The 14,473-nt window shown below is 66.4% G+C and carries 15 protein-coding genes; 8 read left to right on the top strand and 7 right to left on the bottom strand.

What is annotated here, in order from left to right; all coding sequences use genetic code 11:
• The first annotated feature begins 12 nt into the window (after positions 1-12).
• Genes BLV60_RS14640 through BLV60_RS14630 form a run of 3 tightly spaced genes read left to right on the top strand, consistent with a single transcriptional unit; the run spans position 13 to position 1,995 of the window.
• Positions 13-657: a histidine phosphatase family protein gene (locus BLV60_RS14640; protein WP_093055678.1), complete on the top strand. Its 645-nt coding sequence runs from the start codon at positions 13-15 to the stop codon at positions 655-657.
• A gap of 55 nt (positions 658-712) precedes the next feature.
• Positions 713-1,675, top strand: a complete 963-nt coding sequence (locus tag BLV60_RS14635) for a DnaJ C-terminal domain-containing protein (protein ID WP_093055677.1) — start codon at positions 713-715, stop codon at positions 1,673-1,675.
• Positions 1,676-1,677: 2 nt separating this feature from the next.
• A complete protein-coding gene (locus tag BLV60_RS14630; RefSeq protein WP_093055675.1) occupies positions 1,678-1,995 on the top strand; it encodes a chaperone modulator CbpM in 318 nt (105 codons plus the stop codon).
• A 1-nt stretch (position 1,996) separates the two neighbouring features.
• Here BLV60_RS14630 and BLV60_RS14625 read toward each other — a convergent pair whose 3' ends face one another.
• Positions 1,997-3,736, bottom strand: a complete 1,740-nt coding sequence (locus BLV60_RS14625) for a dipeptidase (RefSeq protein WP_093055673.1) — start codon at positions 3,734-3,736, stop codon at positions 1,997-1,999.
• Between the two features lie 137 nt (positions 3,737-3,873).
• Positions 3,874-5,613 carry a dipeptidase gene (locus tag BLV60_RS14620; RefSeq protein WP_093055671.1) on the bottom strand — a complete coding sequence of 580 codons (1,740 nt, stop codon included), beginning with the start codon at positions 5,611-5,613 and terminating at the stop codon, positions 3,874-3,876.
• A gap of 64 nt (positions 5,614-5,677) precedes the next feature.
• Here BLV60_RS14620 and BLV60_RS14615 point away from each other — a divergent pair, with 64 nt between their 5' ends.
• Positions 5,678-6,262 (top strand): DNA-3-methyladenine glycosylase I, encoded by a 585-nt coding sequence (locus BLV60_RS14615; protein WP_093055669.1) that lies wholly within the window; start codon positions 5,678-5,680, stop codon positions 6,260-6,262.
• 73 nt (positions 6,263-6,335) lie between these two features.
• Here BLV60_RS14615 and BLV60_RS14610 read toward each other — a convergent pair whose 3' ends face one another.
• On the bottom strand, positions 6,336-6,689 hold the full coding sequence (locus BLV60_RS14610) for an alpha/beta hydrolase (protein WP_093055667.1): 354 nt from the start codon (positions 6,687-6,689) through the stop codon (positions 6,336-6,338).
• A 405-nt stretch (positions 6,690-7,094) separates the two neighbouring features.
• Between BLV60_RS14610 and BLV60_RS14605 the strand changes: the two genes are divergently transcribed.
• Positions 7,095-8,597: a short-chain fatty acyl-CoA regulator family protein gene (locus tag BLV60_RS14605; protein ID WP_093055665.1), complete on the top strand. Its 1,503-nt coding sequence runs from the start codon at positions 7,095-7,097 to the stop codon at positions 8,595-8,597.
• Here BLV60_RS14605 and BLV60_RS14600 read toward each other — a convergent pair.
• The gene (locus BLV60_RS14600) at positions 8,539-9,393 is read right to left on the bottom strand and encodes a hypothetical protein (RefSeq protein WP_093055663.1); all 855 of its coding nucleotides are present in this window, start codon (positions 9,391-9,393) and stop codon (positions 8,539-8,541) included. The genes BLV60_RS14605 and BLV60_RS14600 overlap by 59 nt on opposite strands.
• Positions 9,394-9,576: 183 nt before the next feature.
• Here BLV60_RS14600 and BLV60_RS14595 point away from each other — a divergent pair, with 183 nt between their 5' ends.
• Positions 9,577-10,503 (top strand): LysR family transcriptional regulator, encoded by a 927-nt coding sequence (locus BLV60_RS14595; RefSeq protein WP_093055661.1) that lies wholly within the window; start codon positions 9,577-9,579, stop codon positions 10,501-10,503.
• Positions 10,504-10,516: 13 nt separating this feature from the next.
• On the opposite strand, the gene BLV60_RS14590 is transcribed toward BLV60_RS14595, so the two are convergent.
• From BLV60_RS14590 to gcvA, 3 genes are read right to left on the bottom strand one after another with little or no spacing between them, the layout of a single operon-like run.
• Entirely contained in the window at positions 10,517-11,260 is a 744-nt protein-coding gene (locus tag BLV60_RS14590; RefSeq protein ID WP_256329093.1) for a hypothetical protein, read from the bottom strand.
• Positions 11,257-11,895 carry a DUF1345 domain-containing protein gene (locus BLV60_RS14585; RefSeq protein WP_093055659.1) on the bottom strand — a complete coding sequence of 213 codons (639 nt, stop codon included), beginning with the start codon at positions 11,893-11,895 and terminating at the stop codon, positions 11,257-11,259. Before BLV60_RS14585 ends, BLV60_RS14590 begins: the two co-directional genes overlap by 4 nt.
• 32 nt (positions 11,896-11,927) lie before the next feature.
• Positions 11,928-12,908 (bottom strand): transcriptional regulator GcvA, encoded by a 981-nt coding sequence (gene gcvA, locus BLV60_RS14580; protein ID WP_093055657.1) that lies wholly within the window; start codon positions 12,906-12,908, stop codon positions 11,928-11,930.
• Between the two features lie 118 nt (positions 12,909-13,026).
• Here gcvA and BLV60_RS14575 point away from each other — a divergent pair, with 118 nt between their 5' ends.
• Positions 13,027-14,337 (top strand): MFS transporter, encoded by a 1,311-nt coding sequence (locus tag BLV60_RS14575; protein ID WP_093055655.1) that lies wholly within the window; start codon positions 13,027-13,029, stop codon positions 14,335-14,337.
• Positions 14,309-14,470: a hypothetical protein gene (locus tag BLV60_RS34400; RefSeq protein WP_176928801.1), complete on the top strand. Its 162-nt coding sequence runs from the start codon at positions 14,309-14,311 to the stop codon at positions 14,468-14,470. The genes BLV60_RS14575 and BLV60_RS34400 overlap by 29 nt, the downstream gene beginning before the upstream one ends.
• Positions 14,471-14,473 lie beyond the last annotated feature (3 nt).

Genomic DNA, 14,473 nt, shown 5'->3' with positions numbered 1-14,473 from the left:
CACCGCCCATCCATGTCACAGCAAACCGCCCCTTCCCACACCGCCCCGAGCGGGCTCGGCGAACTGATCCGCATCGCCGAGGCGCAGCCGCTGTCGCCAGCCTGCGATCACTTCTACTTCCTGCGCCACGGGCAGACCGGCCGCAATGCGCTGCGCATCTTCCAGGCGGTGGACGAGCCCCTGAGCGAGCTTGGTCTGCAGCAGGCCGCGCGCGCCGCGGGGCTGCTGGCCGGCGAGCCGATCAGCACCGTCGTGTGCAGCGACGCGCGGCGCGCGCACGACACCGCGTACACCGTGGCCACGACGCTAAAGCTCATGCCGGCCGCACAGGCCGCGCTGCGCGAGCGCAACTTCGGCGCGCTGATCGGTACCTCGTCCGCCAACATCGACTGGGCCTGCGAGCCGGAGGGCGGCGAAACGCTCACGCAGTTCGTCGCACGCACGCGCGACGCGCTCGACACGGCCCTGCGGCTGCCCGCCCCGGTGCTGGTGGTGGCACATGGCGGCACGCTCTACGCGCTGGCCGCCCTGCTGGGCGTGCCGGTCGACGTCGGCCTGCTCGGCAATGCGCAGCCCTTGCGTTTCGAGCGCCACGGCCCCACATGGGCCGTGACGCCGCTGCTGCGGCAAGCCGACGGCGACGCAGCCCTGGCCTAGCCTCCCCCCACTCCTCGGGCCTTGTTGCCGTCCACCCAACGAACCGCCACACACCATGGAATTCAAGGACTACTACAGCGCACTGGGCATCGACCGCACCGCGTCCGACGACGAAGTGCGCAAGGCCTACCGCAAGCTCGCCCGCAAGTACCACCCCGACGTCAGCACCGAGCCTGACGCCGAGAAGCGCATGCGCGACATCAACGAGGCCAAGGACGTGCTTGGCGACAAGGAAAAGCGCGCCGCCTACGACGCGCTGGCCGATCGTGTCGCGCGCGGAGGCCATCCCGAGGGCGACTTCCAGCCGCCGCCGGGCTGGGACGAAGGCTTCGAGTTTCACCGCGGCCCGCGCCAGGGCCCGGCCGACCACGCTGACTTCAGCGAATTCTTCTCGTCGCTGTTCGGCGAGGCCGAACGCCGCGGCGCCGCGCGGCAGAACTTCCGCGCGCGCGGCGAAGACCATCATGCGGCCATCGAGATCACGCTCGAAGACGCGCTCAACGGCGCCGAGCGCGAGATCACGCTGCGCGCGCAGACCGTCGACGCACAGGGCCACCCGCAGTGGGAGAACCGCACGCTCAGCGTGAAGATCCCGCCGGGCGTGCACCCGGGCCAGTTCATCCGCCTCGCGGGGCAAGGCATGCCCGGCCACGGCGGCGAGCCGCCCGGGGACCTGTACCTCGAAGTGCGCATCGCGCCGCACAAGCTGTACCGCGTGGAAGAGCGCGACCTGTACATGACGCTGCCCATCACGCCCACCGAAGCCGCGCTGGGTGCGCAGGTGCAGGTGCCAACGCCCACCGGCGGCGTGGTCGAAGTGACCGTGCCGCGCAACGCGCGCAACGGCCTGAAGCTGCGGCTCAAGGGCCGTGGCTTCGCAGGCAAGACGCCCGGCGACCTGTACCTGCTGCTCGACATTGCGCTGCCGCCCGCCGACAGCGACGATGCGCGCAAAGCCTACGAACAGCTGGCGCAAGCCACGGCATCGTTCCACCCACGCCAGCATCTGGGAGTCTGAGCATGGTGAATTTCACTGTCACAACCGCCACCGCCGTCAGCGCCTCGCAGCCGCTCGCGGCGAGTGAACTGGCGCACGCCGTTGGCGCCGACACCGCCTGGGTCGTGCAACTGGTCGAGGTCGGCATCCTGCGGATCGAGACGACCGAGACCCAACCCGAGCGCTGGCAGTTCTCCAGTGCCGACCTGCAGCACGCGCTCGAAGCGCGCCGGCTGGAGCGCGACTTCGGCGTGGGCCTCGACGCGGCCGCGCTGATCCTCGACCTGCAGCACGAGGTGCGCCGGCTCAAGGCGGTGCTGCAGGCGCGCGGCCTGCGCTGAGCTACTGCATCTGCTGCAGGTTGCCGATGCGCACCAGCATCTCGGTGAACATCTGCAGGTCGGCGTCGAGGTCGGGCACTTCCTTGTATTCCTTGGCGTTGTGCCCGGTGTACTTCTTGCCGGGCATGCCGGGGCCGAAGCTGATCGCGTTGGGCATCTGCTTGGCCGTGGTGGCGCCGGCCGCGGATACTGGCTTGGCCTCGAGGCCGGTGGTGTCGCCGTAGATGTTGAGCAGCGTCGTCAGCCACTGGCCAGAAGGGTCGCGCGCCATCCAGTTGCCCTGGTCGTACTTGATCTCGACTGTGGCCTTGTTCGCCGCAGCCCAGTCATTGATCTTCGCGGTGACTTGGGCCTTGAGTTCTTCGGGCGTGCGGCCGCGCGGCATGCGCGTGTTGACCGCCACGACCACCCGGCCGTCGGCACCGGTGCGGATCAGGTTGGGAGAGAAAGTCAGTGGCCCCATGAAGTCGTCCCTGTAACCCAGACCGATCTTCTCGCCGAGGTAGCCGGTGCCGTAGAGCGCATCGACGTACTTCACCGCCTTGAAGAACTGGTTGTCGGCCAGCGCGACGCCGGACTCCAGCAGGAACAGGCCCAGCCGCGGCAGCGGATTCACGCCGTTCTGGGGCTCCGAGCCATGGGCCGACGTGCCAGTGACCTTGATGGCGATGCTGTCCCCGTCACGCGTGATGGCAATCGCAAACTTGCCGCCCTGCGGTTCGTACTTCTGCAGGAAGGCCGGCTTCGCGGCTTCGAGCTTTGCGAGCACCGCAGCGAGGTCGCCGCCCTTGAGCGTGGCGGTGGCGGTCTGCGAAATCGCGTTGACCGCGGCGGCTGCGCCCATGTCCGTGATCGCGGTGACTGCACCATCGGTTTTCTCCGCAGGGAAGAACACACTCAGCGAGCCCGCGCCCTTCTCGGCCACGACCGCGGGGTAGCCGCTGTCGAGCACGATGTTGTAGGCCGGCAGCGGCACCTTGCCGCGGTAGTACTCCATGGCGTCGCCACCGGTTTCCTCGGTGGTCTCGATCATCAGGCGCATGGTGCGCTGGATCGGCAGGCCGCTTTCCTTCACCGTCTTCATTGCATAGAGCACGGCCGCGATGGAGCCCTTGTCGTCGATGGTGCCGCGGCCGTAGAGGCGATCGCCCACGCGCACCATGGTGAACGGGTCGAGCCGCGTGCCGTCGTCGAGCACCCATTCTGAAAGCACCGCGGGCACCACGTCGGAATGCGTGAGGATGCCGAACTCTTCAGTGCCCTTGCCCTTGAGGCTGACTTCGAAGATGCGGTTGTCGACGTTGCGGTAAGCAAGCCCGAAGTCTCGCGCCATCTTCTCGACCAGCTTGCCGAAGTCGATGATCGTCGGGTTCTCGTGCGGCGGGATCTGCACGTTGCGCGCAGTCGGCAGCGCCACCATGGCACCGAGGCTCGCGATCACGGCCTTCTGGTTGTGCAGGCGGTTGTACAGGCCGAGCAGACGCGCGATGTTGGTGAGGTCGTCACCAGCCAGCGGTGCCTTCTTGCGATAGGCGGCCACGGCGGGCTTCAGCTCGGGGTTGGCCTTCTCGGCCTGGGCCAGGAAAGCGTTGAAGCTGGAGGCGGGCTTGCCGCCTTGCCAGGCCGCGGCCAACTGGTCGAGCGCGGGTTTCTTGAGCGTCTCCGAGAAGGCCGGTGCGGTGAGGCCAACTGCCATCAAGCCCATGGTGAGGGCTGGCAACGAGAAGCGAAATTGCAGCATGTGCGTGACTCCCTTTTCACAAAAATGGAAGCCTTCGACGATACCCGAGCCACGCGCTGCGACAGGTCTCTGCGCACTACGAAGAAACGTTGCGCACGAGGGAGAAAGCGCAGCGTTAAGTTCGCCAACCGCGTGCGTTACTGCATCTGCTGCAGGTTGCCGATGCGCACCAGCATCTCGGTGAACATCTGCATGTCGGCGTCGAGGTCGGGCACTTCCTTGTACTCCTTGGCGTTGTGCGCCGTGTACTTCTTGCCGGGCATCGCGGGGCCGAAGTTGATGGCGTTGGGCATCAGCTTCGCGGTGGTGCTGCCAGCCGTGGGCACCGGCTTGGCCTCGAGGCCGGTGGTGTCGCCGTAGATGTTCAGGAGGGTCGAGAGCCACGCGCCCTTGGGGTCGCGCGCCATCCAGTTGCCCTGGTCGTAGGCAACCTCGAGCTTCACGTTGTTCGCGCTCGCCCACGCATCGATCTTCGACGTGACCTGCGCCTTCAGCTCGTCGGGCGTGCGTCCGCGCGGCATGCGCGCATTGACCGTGACTTCGAGCCTACCGTCGCTGCCCATGCGCACGAGGTTGGGCGAGAAGGTCAGCGGGCCCATGAAGTCGTCGGCGTAGCCCAGGCCCATCTTCTCGCCGAGGTAGCCGGTACCGTAGAGCGCGTCGATGTACTTCACGGCCTTCAGATAGTGGTTGGCGGCCAGTGACACGCCGGACTCCTGCAGGAACAGCGCGAGGCGCGGCAGCGGGTTCACGCCTTCCTCCGGCCGCGAACCATGGGCCGAAACGCCTGTCACTTTCAGCTCGATGCTGTCGGCGCCACGCGCAATGTCGATGGCGAACTTGCCGCCCTGCCCTTCGTATTTCTGCAGGAAGGCCGGCTTTGCTGCTTCGAGCTTTGCGAGCGCGGCCGCAAGATCGCCGCCCTTGAGCGTGGCCATCGCCGTCTGCGAAATCGCGTTGGCCGATGCGGCGCTGCTCATGGCCGTGATGGCTGTCGATGCGCCATCCGCCTGCTCCGCCGGGAACAACACCTTCAGCGCGCCCGAGCCCTTCTCTGCCACCACGGCCGGGTACTTGCTGTCGAGCACGATGTTGTAGGCCGGCAGCTGCGTTTTGGTGCGGTAGTACTGCATCGCGTCGCCACCGGTTTCCTCGGTGGTCTCGATCATCAGGCGGATGCTGCGCTCGATGGGCAGGCCGCTTTCCTTCACGGCCTTCATCGCGTAGAGCACTGCGGCGATCGAGCCCTTGTCGTCGATGGTGCCGCGGCCGTAGAGAAAGTCGCCGATGCGGGTCATCTTGAAGGGGTCGAGCCGCGTGCCATCGTCGAGCACCCATTCGGACAGCACCGCAGGCACCACGTCGGAATGCGTGAGGATGCCGAACTCCTCGCCGCCTTTGCCCTTGAGGCTGACTTCGAAGATGCGGTTGTCGACGTTGCGGTAGGCAAGCCCGAAGTCGGTCGCCATCTTCTGCACCAGCTGGCCGAACTCGATGATCGACGCGCTTTCATGGGGCGGCACCTGCACGTTGCGCACCGTCGGAATCGCGACCATAGTGCCGATGCTCGCAATCACGGCTTGCTGGTTCTTCAGGCGGTTGTAGAGGCCGAGCAGGCGCGCGATGTTGACGAGGTCGTCGCCGGCCAGCGAGGCCTTCTTGCTGCGGTACGCATTCACGCTGCTCTGCAATGCGGGCTGGCTCTTTGCAGCCTGCGCGAGGAAGGCGTTGAAGTCGGCGGCCGGCTTGCCGGCCTGCCACGCGGCGGCGAGCTGATCGAGTTGGGGCTTCTTGATGGTTTCGGCGTGCGCCTGCGCACCAAGGGCGAGCGCGACGCCCAAGGAAAGCGCCGACAATGAAAATCGAAAATGCTGCATCAGGGTCTCCCCCTCATTCTGAAAACACTCCCCGACGATAGCCGAGCAAAGAATCGAACGAACAATGAGCAACAGCACCGACAAGATCCGCTGCGCCTGGGCCCAGACCGACCCGCTGCTGGCCGCCTATCACGACGCCGAATGGGGTGTGCCCGAGCGCGACAGCCGCGCGCTGTGGGAAAAGCTCATGCTCGACGGCTTCCAGGCTGGCCTCTCGTGGCTCACCATCCTGCGCAAGCGCGACGCGTTCCGCAAGGCCTTCAAAGGCTTCGTGCCGGAGAAGATCGTCAAATTCACCGAGGCCGATGTCGAGCGGCTGATGCAGGACGCCGGCATCGTGCGCTCGCGCTCGAAGATCGAGGCCACCATCGGCAATGCACGCGCCTACCTCGCGATGCAGGCGGCGGGCGAAGATTTCTCCGAATTCATCTGGGGCATGGCGGGCGGCAAGCCCATCGTCAACCGCACCGGCAGCGTGCCGGTGAAGACGCCGCTGTCGGAGGATATTTCCGCAGTGCTCAAGAAGCGCGGCTTCAAGTTCGTCGGCCCCGTCATCGTCTACGCGTGGATGCAGGCCACAGGCATCGTGGACGACCACGCGCACGACTGCCACCGGCACGGCGCCAAACACAAACCCAAGCCCCAATGAAAAAACCGGACGCTGCTTTCGCAGGTCCGGTTTTTTATTTACGTGTGACTGAGGCGGCTTGCGCCGCCTTCAATTACAGGCCGGCTTGACGCGTGAAGGTCAGGCCCTTCGCTTGCGAGGGGATCACGCTGCCAGCGAAGGTTTCGGGACGCAGGTTCTGGCCAGGTGCGTGTGCAGCGGCAACAGCCTCGCTGCGAACAGTGGCGCGGTCGACCGAAGCGGTCAGGGCGGGCGTTGCGGTCGACGCAGCGCCTTCGTTGTCGCCATAAGCGTTGCCGGCACGGGCAGCTGCCACGGCTTGGGGCGCCACTTCGGCGCGGCTGTAGCCAGAGGTCAGGGGCTGAACGCCTTCGTAGGTTTCTGCATGGGCGCCAGCGGCGGCGAGCAGGGACAGAGCGGCGGCGGCGAGGATGTTCGAGGTCTTCATTTCAATTCCTTCTTCATTGGGCTTTTGGGTGCCCCAAGTGTGCACCGCGATTCCTAGGGTAAACCCCCGCTCAATCGAATCGCAGTGTTCATGAAATTGAAACAATAACGAGGAACTTTCGGTCAAGGCTAACTCAACTGCCCTTTCGGTCGCCGGAAATGCGGTTAGTTTGTGTACTTTTCTTCTAGCCCGTCAAGTGTCGGGCATCGCACAAGCAAATTCATGCACATTGCATGCCAGCCACCGCACCCCGCAAGCTCTTTGTCTCCCCAATGGGCCGGTCCGTGAGCTTTGCACAATTCGCAATTCACAAAAGATCGTGCCCATAATGAAGGCTTGATTGGGCAAATGGTTGCGAATGAGCCTCGCGGTATTTGCGAATCTTGCGAATAACCGGATCAAGCGATGAAGAAGACTTTCATGGGCGTGCGGCTGCGCAGCCTGCGCGAAGAGCGCGGCCTGAGCCAGCTCGCGCTCGCGCAGCAGTTGGGCCTGTCGCCCAGCTACCTGAACCAGATCGAGCAGAACCAGCGGCCGCTCACGGTGCCGGTGCTTCTGCGCCTGCATGCCACGCTGGGCGTCGACATCCAGGCCTTCTCCGAAGACGAAGAAGCGCGCCTCATCGCCAGCCTGCGCGAGGCACTGGCCGACAACCCCGGCGGCGATGCCGTCGCGCTGGCCGAGCTACGCGAAGTCGCCACGCAGATGCCGGCCGTGGGCCGCGCGCTGGTTGCGCTGCACCAGCGCCACCGCGATGCGATGGAACGGCTCGAGGCATTGGCGGGCGAACTCGGCGACGGACGCGGTGATCTCGCACGAATGCCGCAGGCTCGGCCCATGCCCTTCGAGGAAGTGCGCGACTTCTTCTTCGCGCACCAGAACCACATCGCGCCGCTCGATGAAGCGGCCGAAGCCCTCGCCGCGCGATGGCGCCTGCGAGAAGGCAGCCCCGGCGACCGCCTCGCGCGCCAGTTGCTCGATGCGCATGGCGTGCGGGTTGTGCCCGCCGAAGACGGTGAGGCCGGCGCGCAGCGGCGCTACGACCCGGGCTCACGTGTGCTGAGGCTCTCGCCCTACCTGGAGCCCGGGCAGCATGCATTCCAGCTCGCCACGCAGCTCGCCTTCTTCGAAGTGGGCGACATGCTCGACGAGCTGGTGGCCGCCGCGCCGCTGTCGAGCGACACGGCCCGCTCGCTCGCGCGCATCGGCCTGGCCAACTACTTCGCCGCCGCGCTGCTGCTGCCCTACGGCGAGTTCCTCGAAACTGCCGAGCAGTTGCGCTACGACATCGACCAGCTGGCGCGCCGCTTCGGCGTGGGCTTCGAGACCATCTGCCACCGCCTGAGTTCGCTGCAGCGACCCGAGGCGCGAGGCGTGCCTTTCTTCCTGATCCGCGTCGATCGCGCGGGCAACATCTCGAAGCGGCAATCGGCCACGCACTTCCACTTCTCGAAGACCGGCGGCACCTGCCCGTTGTGGAACGTGTACGAGGCCTTCGCGCAGCCCGGCCGCGTGCTCACGCAGCTCGCTCGCATGCCAGACGGACGCGCCTACCTCTGGATTGCACGCACCGTGTCGCACGGCTACCGCGGCTACGGTTCGCCCAACAAGACCTTCTCGATCGGGCTGGGCTGCGACATCAGCCACGCCACGCGGCTGGTCTATTCAAAGGGCATGGACTTGCGCGACCCCGACGTGCCCACACCCATCGGCGCGGGCTGCAAGGTGTGCGAGCGCGAGGCCTGCCCGCAGCGCGCGTTTCCGTTCGTCGGCCGGCCGCTCGACGTGGACGAGAACCAGAGCCGGTTCATGCCTTACGCGGCAGCACCGTCCGGCAACAACGCGATCGTCAGGAGCGCGGCCAGGCGCGCACCAGGGTCCGCAGCGCGACCCCGCCGCTCCCCTTGACCTCGGCGCGATAAGTGCCCACCAGGGCCTCGCGCTCGGCTGCGGCCTGCGGGTCGTTGCGCCAGGCCAGCAATGCGGCCACATCGGCATCGGGCAGCGCGGCGAGCAGTGCCTGCGTTATCTGCTTTTCGAACTCGCGCGCCACCAGCATCAGGTTGCGCGGGCGCGTCGACGTCACACCACGCGACCACAGCGTGTCGAGAGCCATGTCGAGCGTGCGGTCCGGCAGCGAGCTGAGTTGTCCGCCGTTACCGCGCGCCAGTTGCTTGACCACCGCGCTCATCAGCAGCTGGCTTGAAAAGTCGATCTCGCGAACATCGGCCACGGCCATGCGTTCGAGCAGTTCGGTGCGCGCTGGGTCGGCCGGCCTGGCGCGCTCGCGGTTGAAGAACTCGGCCCTGCCGGCCTCGCTCATCGCGGTGTAGTCGGTACGCAGCTTCACGAAGCGGGCCACGGCGGCCTGCACTTGCGGGCTGAGTGCGGCACCGCCGTTGCCTGCCGATGCCACTTCCTGCTGGATGGCGGACACCGAGGCAGCGGTGTTGAACGCGCGCGTGGCAGCCATGTCCAGCGCCTTGAGCGCCTTGTCGGCGATGGCTTGGTCATCGGGGTCAAGCAGCTCCTTCGCTCCGCGCGCGACGGCGCCGGGTGCATAAGACGCCTGGTAGCGCGCCTGCACGCCTTCGAACTGCAGGAGTGCTTCCGCACGGTTCTGCGCCCAGCCCATCAACGGGGCCAGAAACAGCAAGAGCAACAGGGAGAAACGGAACGGCGAAAGACGGTTCGGAGAGAGCATGGTGCCATTATTGGCACACCTGCCCGCTCCCCACGTCGCGCCATCTTGTGAAGTAACGCAAAAGTTCAGGCTCGTCGCCATGGAATCGAAACGTGCCGGCTTGCAGCCAAGCAACTGGATGTGACCGGCCGCGAGGCATATGATTCAACCGAGATATTTCGTAAATTCGATTGAATAATTTTCATGCTCCAGTCGATCCTCGAAATACGTCATCTGCGCACGCTCATCGCGCTTCGCGACACTGGCAGCCTGGTGCGCGCGGCGCAATTGCTCAACCTTACGCAATCGGCGCTGTCGCACCAGATCAAGCTGCTCGAAGACCGCTACGACGCACAGCTGTTCGAGCGCAAGTCGGTGCCACCGCAGTTCAGCACCACCGGCCTGCGTCTGCTGCAGTTGGCCGACACGGCGCTGCCGCTCATCGAAGAAGCCGAGCGCGACGTGGCGCGGCTCGCGCTGGGGCGCAGTGGCCAGCTGCGCATCGTGGTCGAGTGCCACGCCTGCTTCGACTGGCTCATGCCGGCAATGGATGCGTTCCGCCAGCGCTGGCCCGAGATCGAGCTCGACATCGTCTCGGGCTTTCACTCCGACCCGATCGCGCTGGTGACGCAGAACCGCGCCGAAGTGGCGATCGTGTCCAGGGAAGGCCCCAACGAAGCGGTGGACTATCACGCGCTGTTCCGCTTCGAAATCATGGCCCTGCTGGCCAACGACCATCCGCTGACGGCCAAGGCCTACCTCACCGCGCGCCACTTCACCGACCAGACGCTCATCACCTACCCCGTGCCCGATGAAGTGATCGACGTCGTGCGACAGGTGCTGGCGCCCGCAGGCGCGGAGCCTGCGCACAGGCGCACGACCGAGCTCACGGTGGCAATGCTGCAGTTGGTAGCCAGCGGGCGTGGCGTGGCAACGCTGCCGCTGTGGGCGGTGCAGAACTACCTGGACCGCGGCTACGTCACTGCCCGGCGCGTGGGCAGCAAGGGGCTGACGGGGCGGCTCTACATGGCCTGCACGCCGGGCACGTCGGAGCAGCCGTGGCTGGCGGACTTCGTGCGCATCACGCGAGAGAACTGCTTCAAGAGCCTGCCGGGAATCGAACTGCTCTGAGTGTTTTTTCTCTTCAGAACCGCGTGCCCACCGACAGCCGCACCATGTCCTGCGCGGTGAAGTTCACCTTCGGGTCGTAGGCTGCGCGAACGAACCAGCGCGGCCAGTCGTAAGTGACCGTCAGGCCCGCGCGGCGAATGAACCGGCCATCGACAGTGCCCTGCTTGGCCAGCAGGTCGACAGTCAGGCGTTGCCGCTCGGGCAACGGCACGCGGTAGATCAGATGCACGTCCTGCTGGTCGGGGTTCAGCCGGTTGTCGCGGATCAGCGAGAGCGACAACGCCGTGCCGTCCGTCCACTTGTAGCCGCCATACACCGTGTACGAATCGTTCGGGTCGAAGTTCAGGTTCGCGTAGTTGCGAAGGTTGGTGCGGCCCAGCCCCGTGCCGACGAACCAGCTGTCGCCGGTTTCCACCGCCAGGCTGCCGCCCACGAACCCGCCCGAGGCCGCCTGCAACGAAGGCAGCACCCGCACCGGCCCCAGCGTGAAGGTGTGGTCCCACCCCACGCGCGGCTGCGCGAAGTCGAGTACCGGCGAGCGGAACCAGCCGATCCAGACATTGCCGTCGCCGTAGGTGTAGCGCAGGTTCATGTCCAGCCCCGGCCCCGCGGGCAGGCCGCCGCCTGAAACCCGGTAGGCGCCCACGGTGAGCTTGAATGGCAGCTCGGCCGGTTCGTCGTCGGCCCGCGCGGCCGGCGCGAGGCACAGCAGGGCCGCGGCAGCAGCGAATCTTCGATGGCGTGCCGGCGTGCTCAAAACATGCTCGCGCCGATGTTGATGAGCAACGCGAGCACGGTCGTGTTGAAGAGGTAGGCCAGGATGCAATGCACCGAGCCGATGCGCCGCAGAGGCTTGGACACGAAGGACACATCCGCCGTCTGCCCCGAGGTGCCGATCACCGCGGAGAAGTAGAAGAAGTCGCCGTAGGTCGGCGGGTCGTCATCCGGAAACTGGAGGCCGGGTTTTCGCCCCTGGCCCGCCCCGGCGTAGTAGTCATGCGCGTAGTGCAGCGTGAACATGATCTGCGTGAAGGCCCACGACGACATCACCGTGAGCCCGGCCAGCGTGATGTGCGCGATCTTCTCCAGGCCGTGCATGTCCTTCACCACCGCGAGTTCGCCGCCGATGGCCGCCAGGCTCGCAATGGCGGACACCACCACCAGCACGAGGATGACGATCTGCCCATCGTCCTGCATCTGCGCGCGATAGCGCATGTGCTGCTGCGACGACCGGGTCATCATGACCGCGGCCAGCAGCACGTACAGGCAGGCTCCCGTGTTCCACGCGATCAGCAGGCGCGTGACCAGGTGGGCTTCGACAGCCGAGGGTATGAGCACGCCGGTCGCAATGGCGATGGCCGTGGCAATGAAGAGTCGCGGCCGGGCGGCCATCTGGCGGAGGAATCTGTGTCGCTGGAGTTTCATCAAGGCTTGGGCACGGCACGCCGCCGGGGTGGCGGCGCTACGGCCTGACCTGCGACTGTCGACGATGCTCTCTTGCGGCTACCTGACGAAGCGCCTTTCTGGCGCACCGCGCCGAGCAGCCAGTCACGAAAAGCCGCAACTTTCGGCCGGTCGCGGCTGCCCTCGGGGCACACGAGGTAGTACGCGAAGTCTTCGAGCCACGTCACTTTCGAGAGCTGCACGAGCCGGCCCTGCGCGATCTCGGGAGCCATCATGGCCGCGGGCAGCAGCGCCGCGCCCTGCCCTGCGAGCACCGCCTGCAGCAACAGGCCGGCGTCGTCGAAAGAAGGCCCGCGCGCCGGGCCGGCATCTTCGATGCCCTGCGCCTCGAACCACAGGCGCCAGCCCTTGCGATCGGCATCGTTCACGCGCGGCCACCGCAGTAGGTCGGCCGGCTTCTTCGGCTTGCCGTGTTCGACGACCAGCGCGGGCGCAGCGACGGGAACCATCTCGACCGTGAGCACGCGTTGGCTGGCGAGCCCGGGGTACTGGCCCATGCCGTGACGGATGGCGACGTCTACGCCGTCGCGCGAGAAATCGGCCAGCGCATTGCTGGTCAGCACCTGCAGGTCGATGTCGGGATGTGCGTCCTGGAAGGACTTCAGGCGCGGCACAAGCCACGCCGAAGCAAAGAACGGCGTGGCGCTCACGGTGAGCAGGCCGGTCTCCGCAGGCACGGCCACCTTCTGCGTGGCATCGCTGATCTGCCTGAAGGCATTGCGCACGGGCGGCAGATAGGCCTGGCCCGCGTCGGTCAGGAAGACGCCGCGATTGACGCGGCGGAACAGCTGCACGCCGAGATGCAGCTCCAGCGTCTTGACGAGCTGGCTCACGGCGCCGGGGGTCACGCACAGCTCGTCCGCCGCGTTCTTCACCGAGAGATGGCGCGCCGTGGCTTCGAAGGCACGGAGTGCGTTGAGGGGTGGGAGCTGGTGTTCCATTATTTAGAAATTCTGATTCAGCAACAGCAGAAATTCTGGTTTGCGGCTCAGATTTATAAGCGGGAATATTCGCACAACCGAAATCAATCCATTCAGATATTCTGATCTTTAAAGGCCTATGCCCTTGAGCCACACGCCAACCTCATCGCAAGCCGGCGGTCTCTTCCGCGGCTGGCTGGTGGTCGCGGGCGCCTTTGCCGTGACCTTTGTCGGCTTCGGCAGCGCTTACACCTTCAGCGCCTTTCTCGAATCGCTGCAGAAAGACTTCGGCGCCTCGCGCGGCTCGGTCTCGCTGGTGTTCTCGCTGGCGGGCTTTCTCTACTTCGGCCTCGGCGTGCTCAGCGGCCCGCTGGCCGACCGCTGGGGTTCGCGGCGGCTGGCCGTCGCCGGCATGGTGCTGGTCGGGCTGGGGCTGGCGCTTGCGGGGCAGGCGCGAAGCCTGACGCAGATCTATCTCGCCTACGGGCTGGGCGTCGGCCTCGGGGTCGGTGCGTCGTACGTGCCGGTGCTGGGCGCTGTGCAGCGCTGGTTCGTCAGACGGCGCGGCTTTGCCTCGGGGCTGGCCGTGAGCGGCATCGGCGTGGGCACGCTGGTGATGCCGCCGCTGGCCTCGCTCTTCATCGAGACGCTCGGCTGGCGGAACGCCTACCTGGCGCTAGGCGCGCTGGCGGTGTTGGTGGGCGTGGGCATGGCGCTGCTGATCGAGAACGACCCGCGCGACCGCGGGCTCGGCCCCGACGGCGATCCGCCGCAGCCTCTGGCCACGTCCGCCCAAGCCGAGGGCTTCACGGTGCGCGATGCCGTGCGCTCGCGGCGCTTCGCCGGCCTGTACGTGGCCTGCCTCATCAGTTCCTTCGGCCTGTTCGTGCCCTTCGTGCACCTGGTGCCCTACGCGCTGGACCATGGCGTGCCCAATGCGCATGCGGTGCTGCTGCTGGGCGCCATCGGCGTCGGCAGCACGGCCGGGCGCTTCTTTCTGGGCGGGCTGGCCGACCGCATGGGGCGCGCGCAGACCATGCTGCTGATGTCGGCCGGCATGGCGCTGTCGCTGCTCGTGTGGGCAGCGTCCAGCGGCTTCTGGGGGCTGGCGGTGTTCGCGTTTTTCTACGGCGCGTTCTACGGCGGCTTTGTCGCGCTGTTGCCGGCGCTGGTGATGGACTACTTCGGCGGGCGCAACATCGGCGCGATCATCGGCGTGCTCTACACAAGCGTGGCCTTCGGCACGCTGGTCGGCCCGGCCGCTGCGGGCTTTGCCTTCGACGTGAGCCGCAGCTATCTGCTGCCGATTCTTTTCAGCGTGGGGGCCAACCTCGTGGCGGCCGGCATCATGTGGGCGATGTCGCGGATGGACGCTTCTGCAAAGCTGGCCAGCACGGCCTCGCCGCGGGGTACAGTCGGGCATGACCCAAGCACCGCCCGCCGCTCCTAGTCCGCCTCCCGCATCGGCTGCACCTACCGAAATCACGGAAAACCAGGCGATCATGCGCGCCTGGGTGCTTTTCACCGTGTTGTTCGTGGTGGTGATCGGCCTGCTTTGGGCCCTGCACTCCCACTACGGCTGACCA

The organism is Variovorax sp. YR634 (assembly GCF_900106655.1).
Lineage (GTDB): Bacteria > Pseudomonadota > Gammaproteobacteria > Burkholderiales > Burkholderiaceae_C > Variovorax.
This window is presented reverse-complemented; position numbering and strand designations above follow the sequence as displayed.

What these genes read in the sequence shown, in the direction of transcription:
- BLV60_RS34400 (WP_176928801.1), top strand. Translation starts at nt 14,309, where the DNA reads ATGACCCAAGCACCGCCCGCCGCTCCTAGTCCGCCTCCCGCATCGGCT.
- BLV60_RS14605 (WP_093055665.1), top strand. Translation starts at nt 7,095, where the DNA reads ATGAAGAAGACTTTCATGGGCGTGCGGCTGCGCAGCCTGCGCGAAGAG.
- BLV60_RS14625 (WP_093055673.1), bottom strand. Translation starts at nt 3,736, where the DNA reads ATGCTGCAATTTCGCTTCTCGTTGCCAGCCCTCACCATGGGCTTGATG.
- BLV60_RS14575 (WP_093055655.1), top strand. Translation starts at nt 13,027, where the DNA reads ATGCCCTTGAGCCACACGCCAACCTCATCGCAAGCCGGCGGTCTCTTC.
- BLV60_RS14615 (WP_093055669.1), top strand. Translation starts at nt 5,678, where the DNA reads ATGAGCAACAGCACCGACAAGATCCGCTGCGCCTGGGCCCAGACCGAC.
- BLV60_RS14640 (WP_093055678.1), top strand. Translation starts at nt 13, where the DNA reads ATGTCACAGCAAACCGCCCCTTCCCACACCGCCCCGAGCGGGCTCGGC.
- BLV60_RS14600 (WP_093055663.1), bottom strand. Translation starts at nt 9,393, where the DNA reads ATGCTCTCTCCGAACCGTCTTTCGCCGTTCCGTTTCTCCCTGTTGCTC.
- BLV60_RS14630 (WP_093055675.1), top strand. Translation starts at nt 1,678, where the DNA reads ATGGTGAATTTCACTGTCACAACCGCCACCGCCGTCAGCGCCTCGCAG.
- BLV60_RS14585 (WP_093055659.1), bottom strand. Translation starts at nt 11,895, where the DNA reads ATGGCCGCCCGGCCGCGACTCTTCATTGCCACGGCCATCGCCATTGCG.
- gcvA (WP_093055657.1), bottom strand. Translation starts at nt 12,908, where the DNA reads ATGGAACACCAGCTCCCACCCCTCAACGCACTCCGTGCCTTCGAAGCC.
- BLV60_RS14595 (WP_093055661.1), top strand. Translation starts at nt 9,577, where the DNA reads ATGCTCCAGTCGATCCTCGAAATACGTCATCTGCGCACGCTCATCGCG.
- BLV60_RS14620 (WP_093055671.1), bottom strand. Translation starts at nt 5,613, where the DNA reads ATGCAGCATTTTCGATTTTCATTGTCGGCGCTTTCCTTGGGCGTCGCG.
- BLV60_RS14610 (WP_093055667.1), bottom strand. Translation starts at nt 6,689, where the DNA reads ATGAAGACCTCGAACATCCTCGCCGCCGCCGCTCTGTCCCTGCTCGCC.
- BLV60_RS14635 (WP_093055677.1), top strand. Translation starts at nt 713, where the DNA reads ATGGAATTCAAGGACTACTACAGCGCACTGGGCATCGACCGCACCGCG.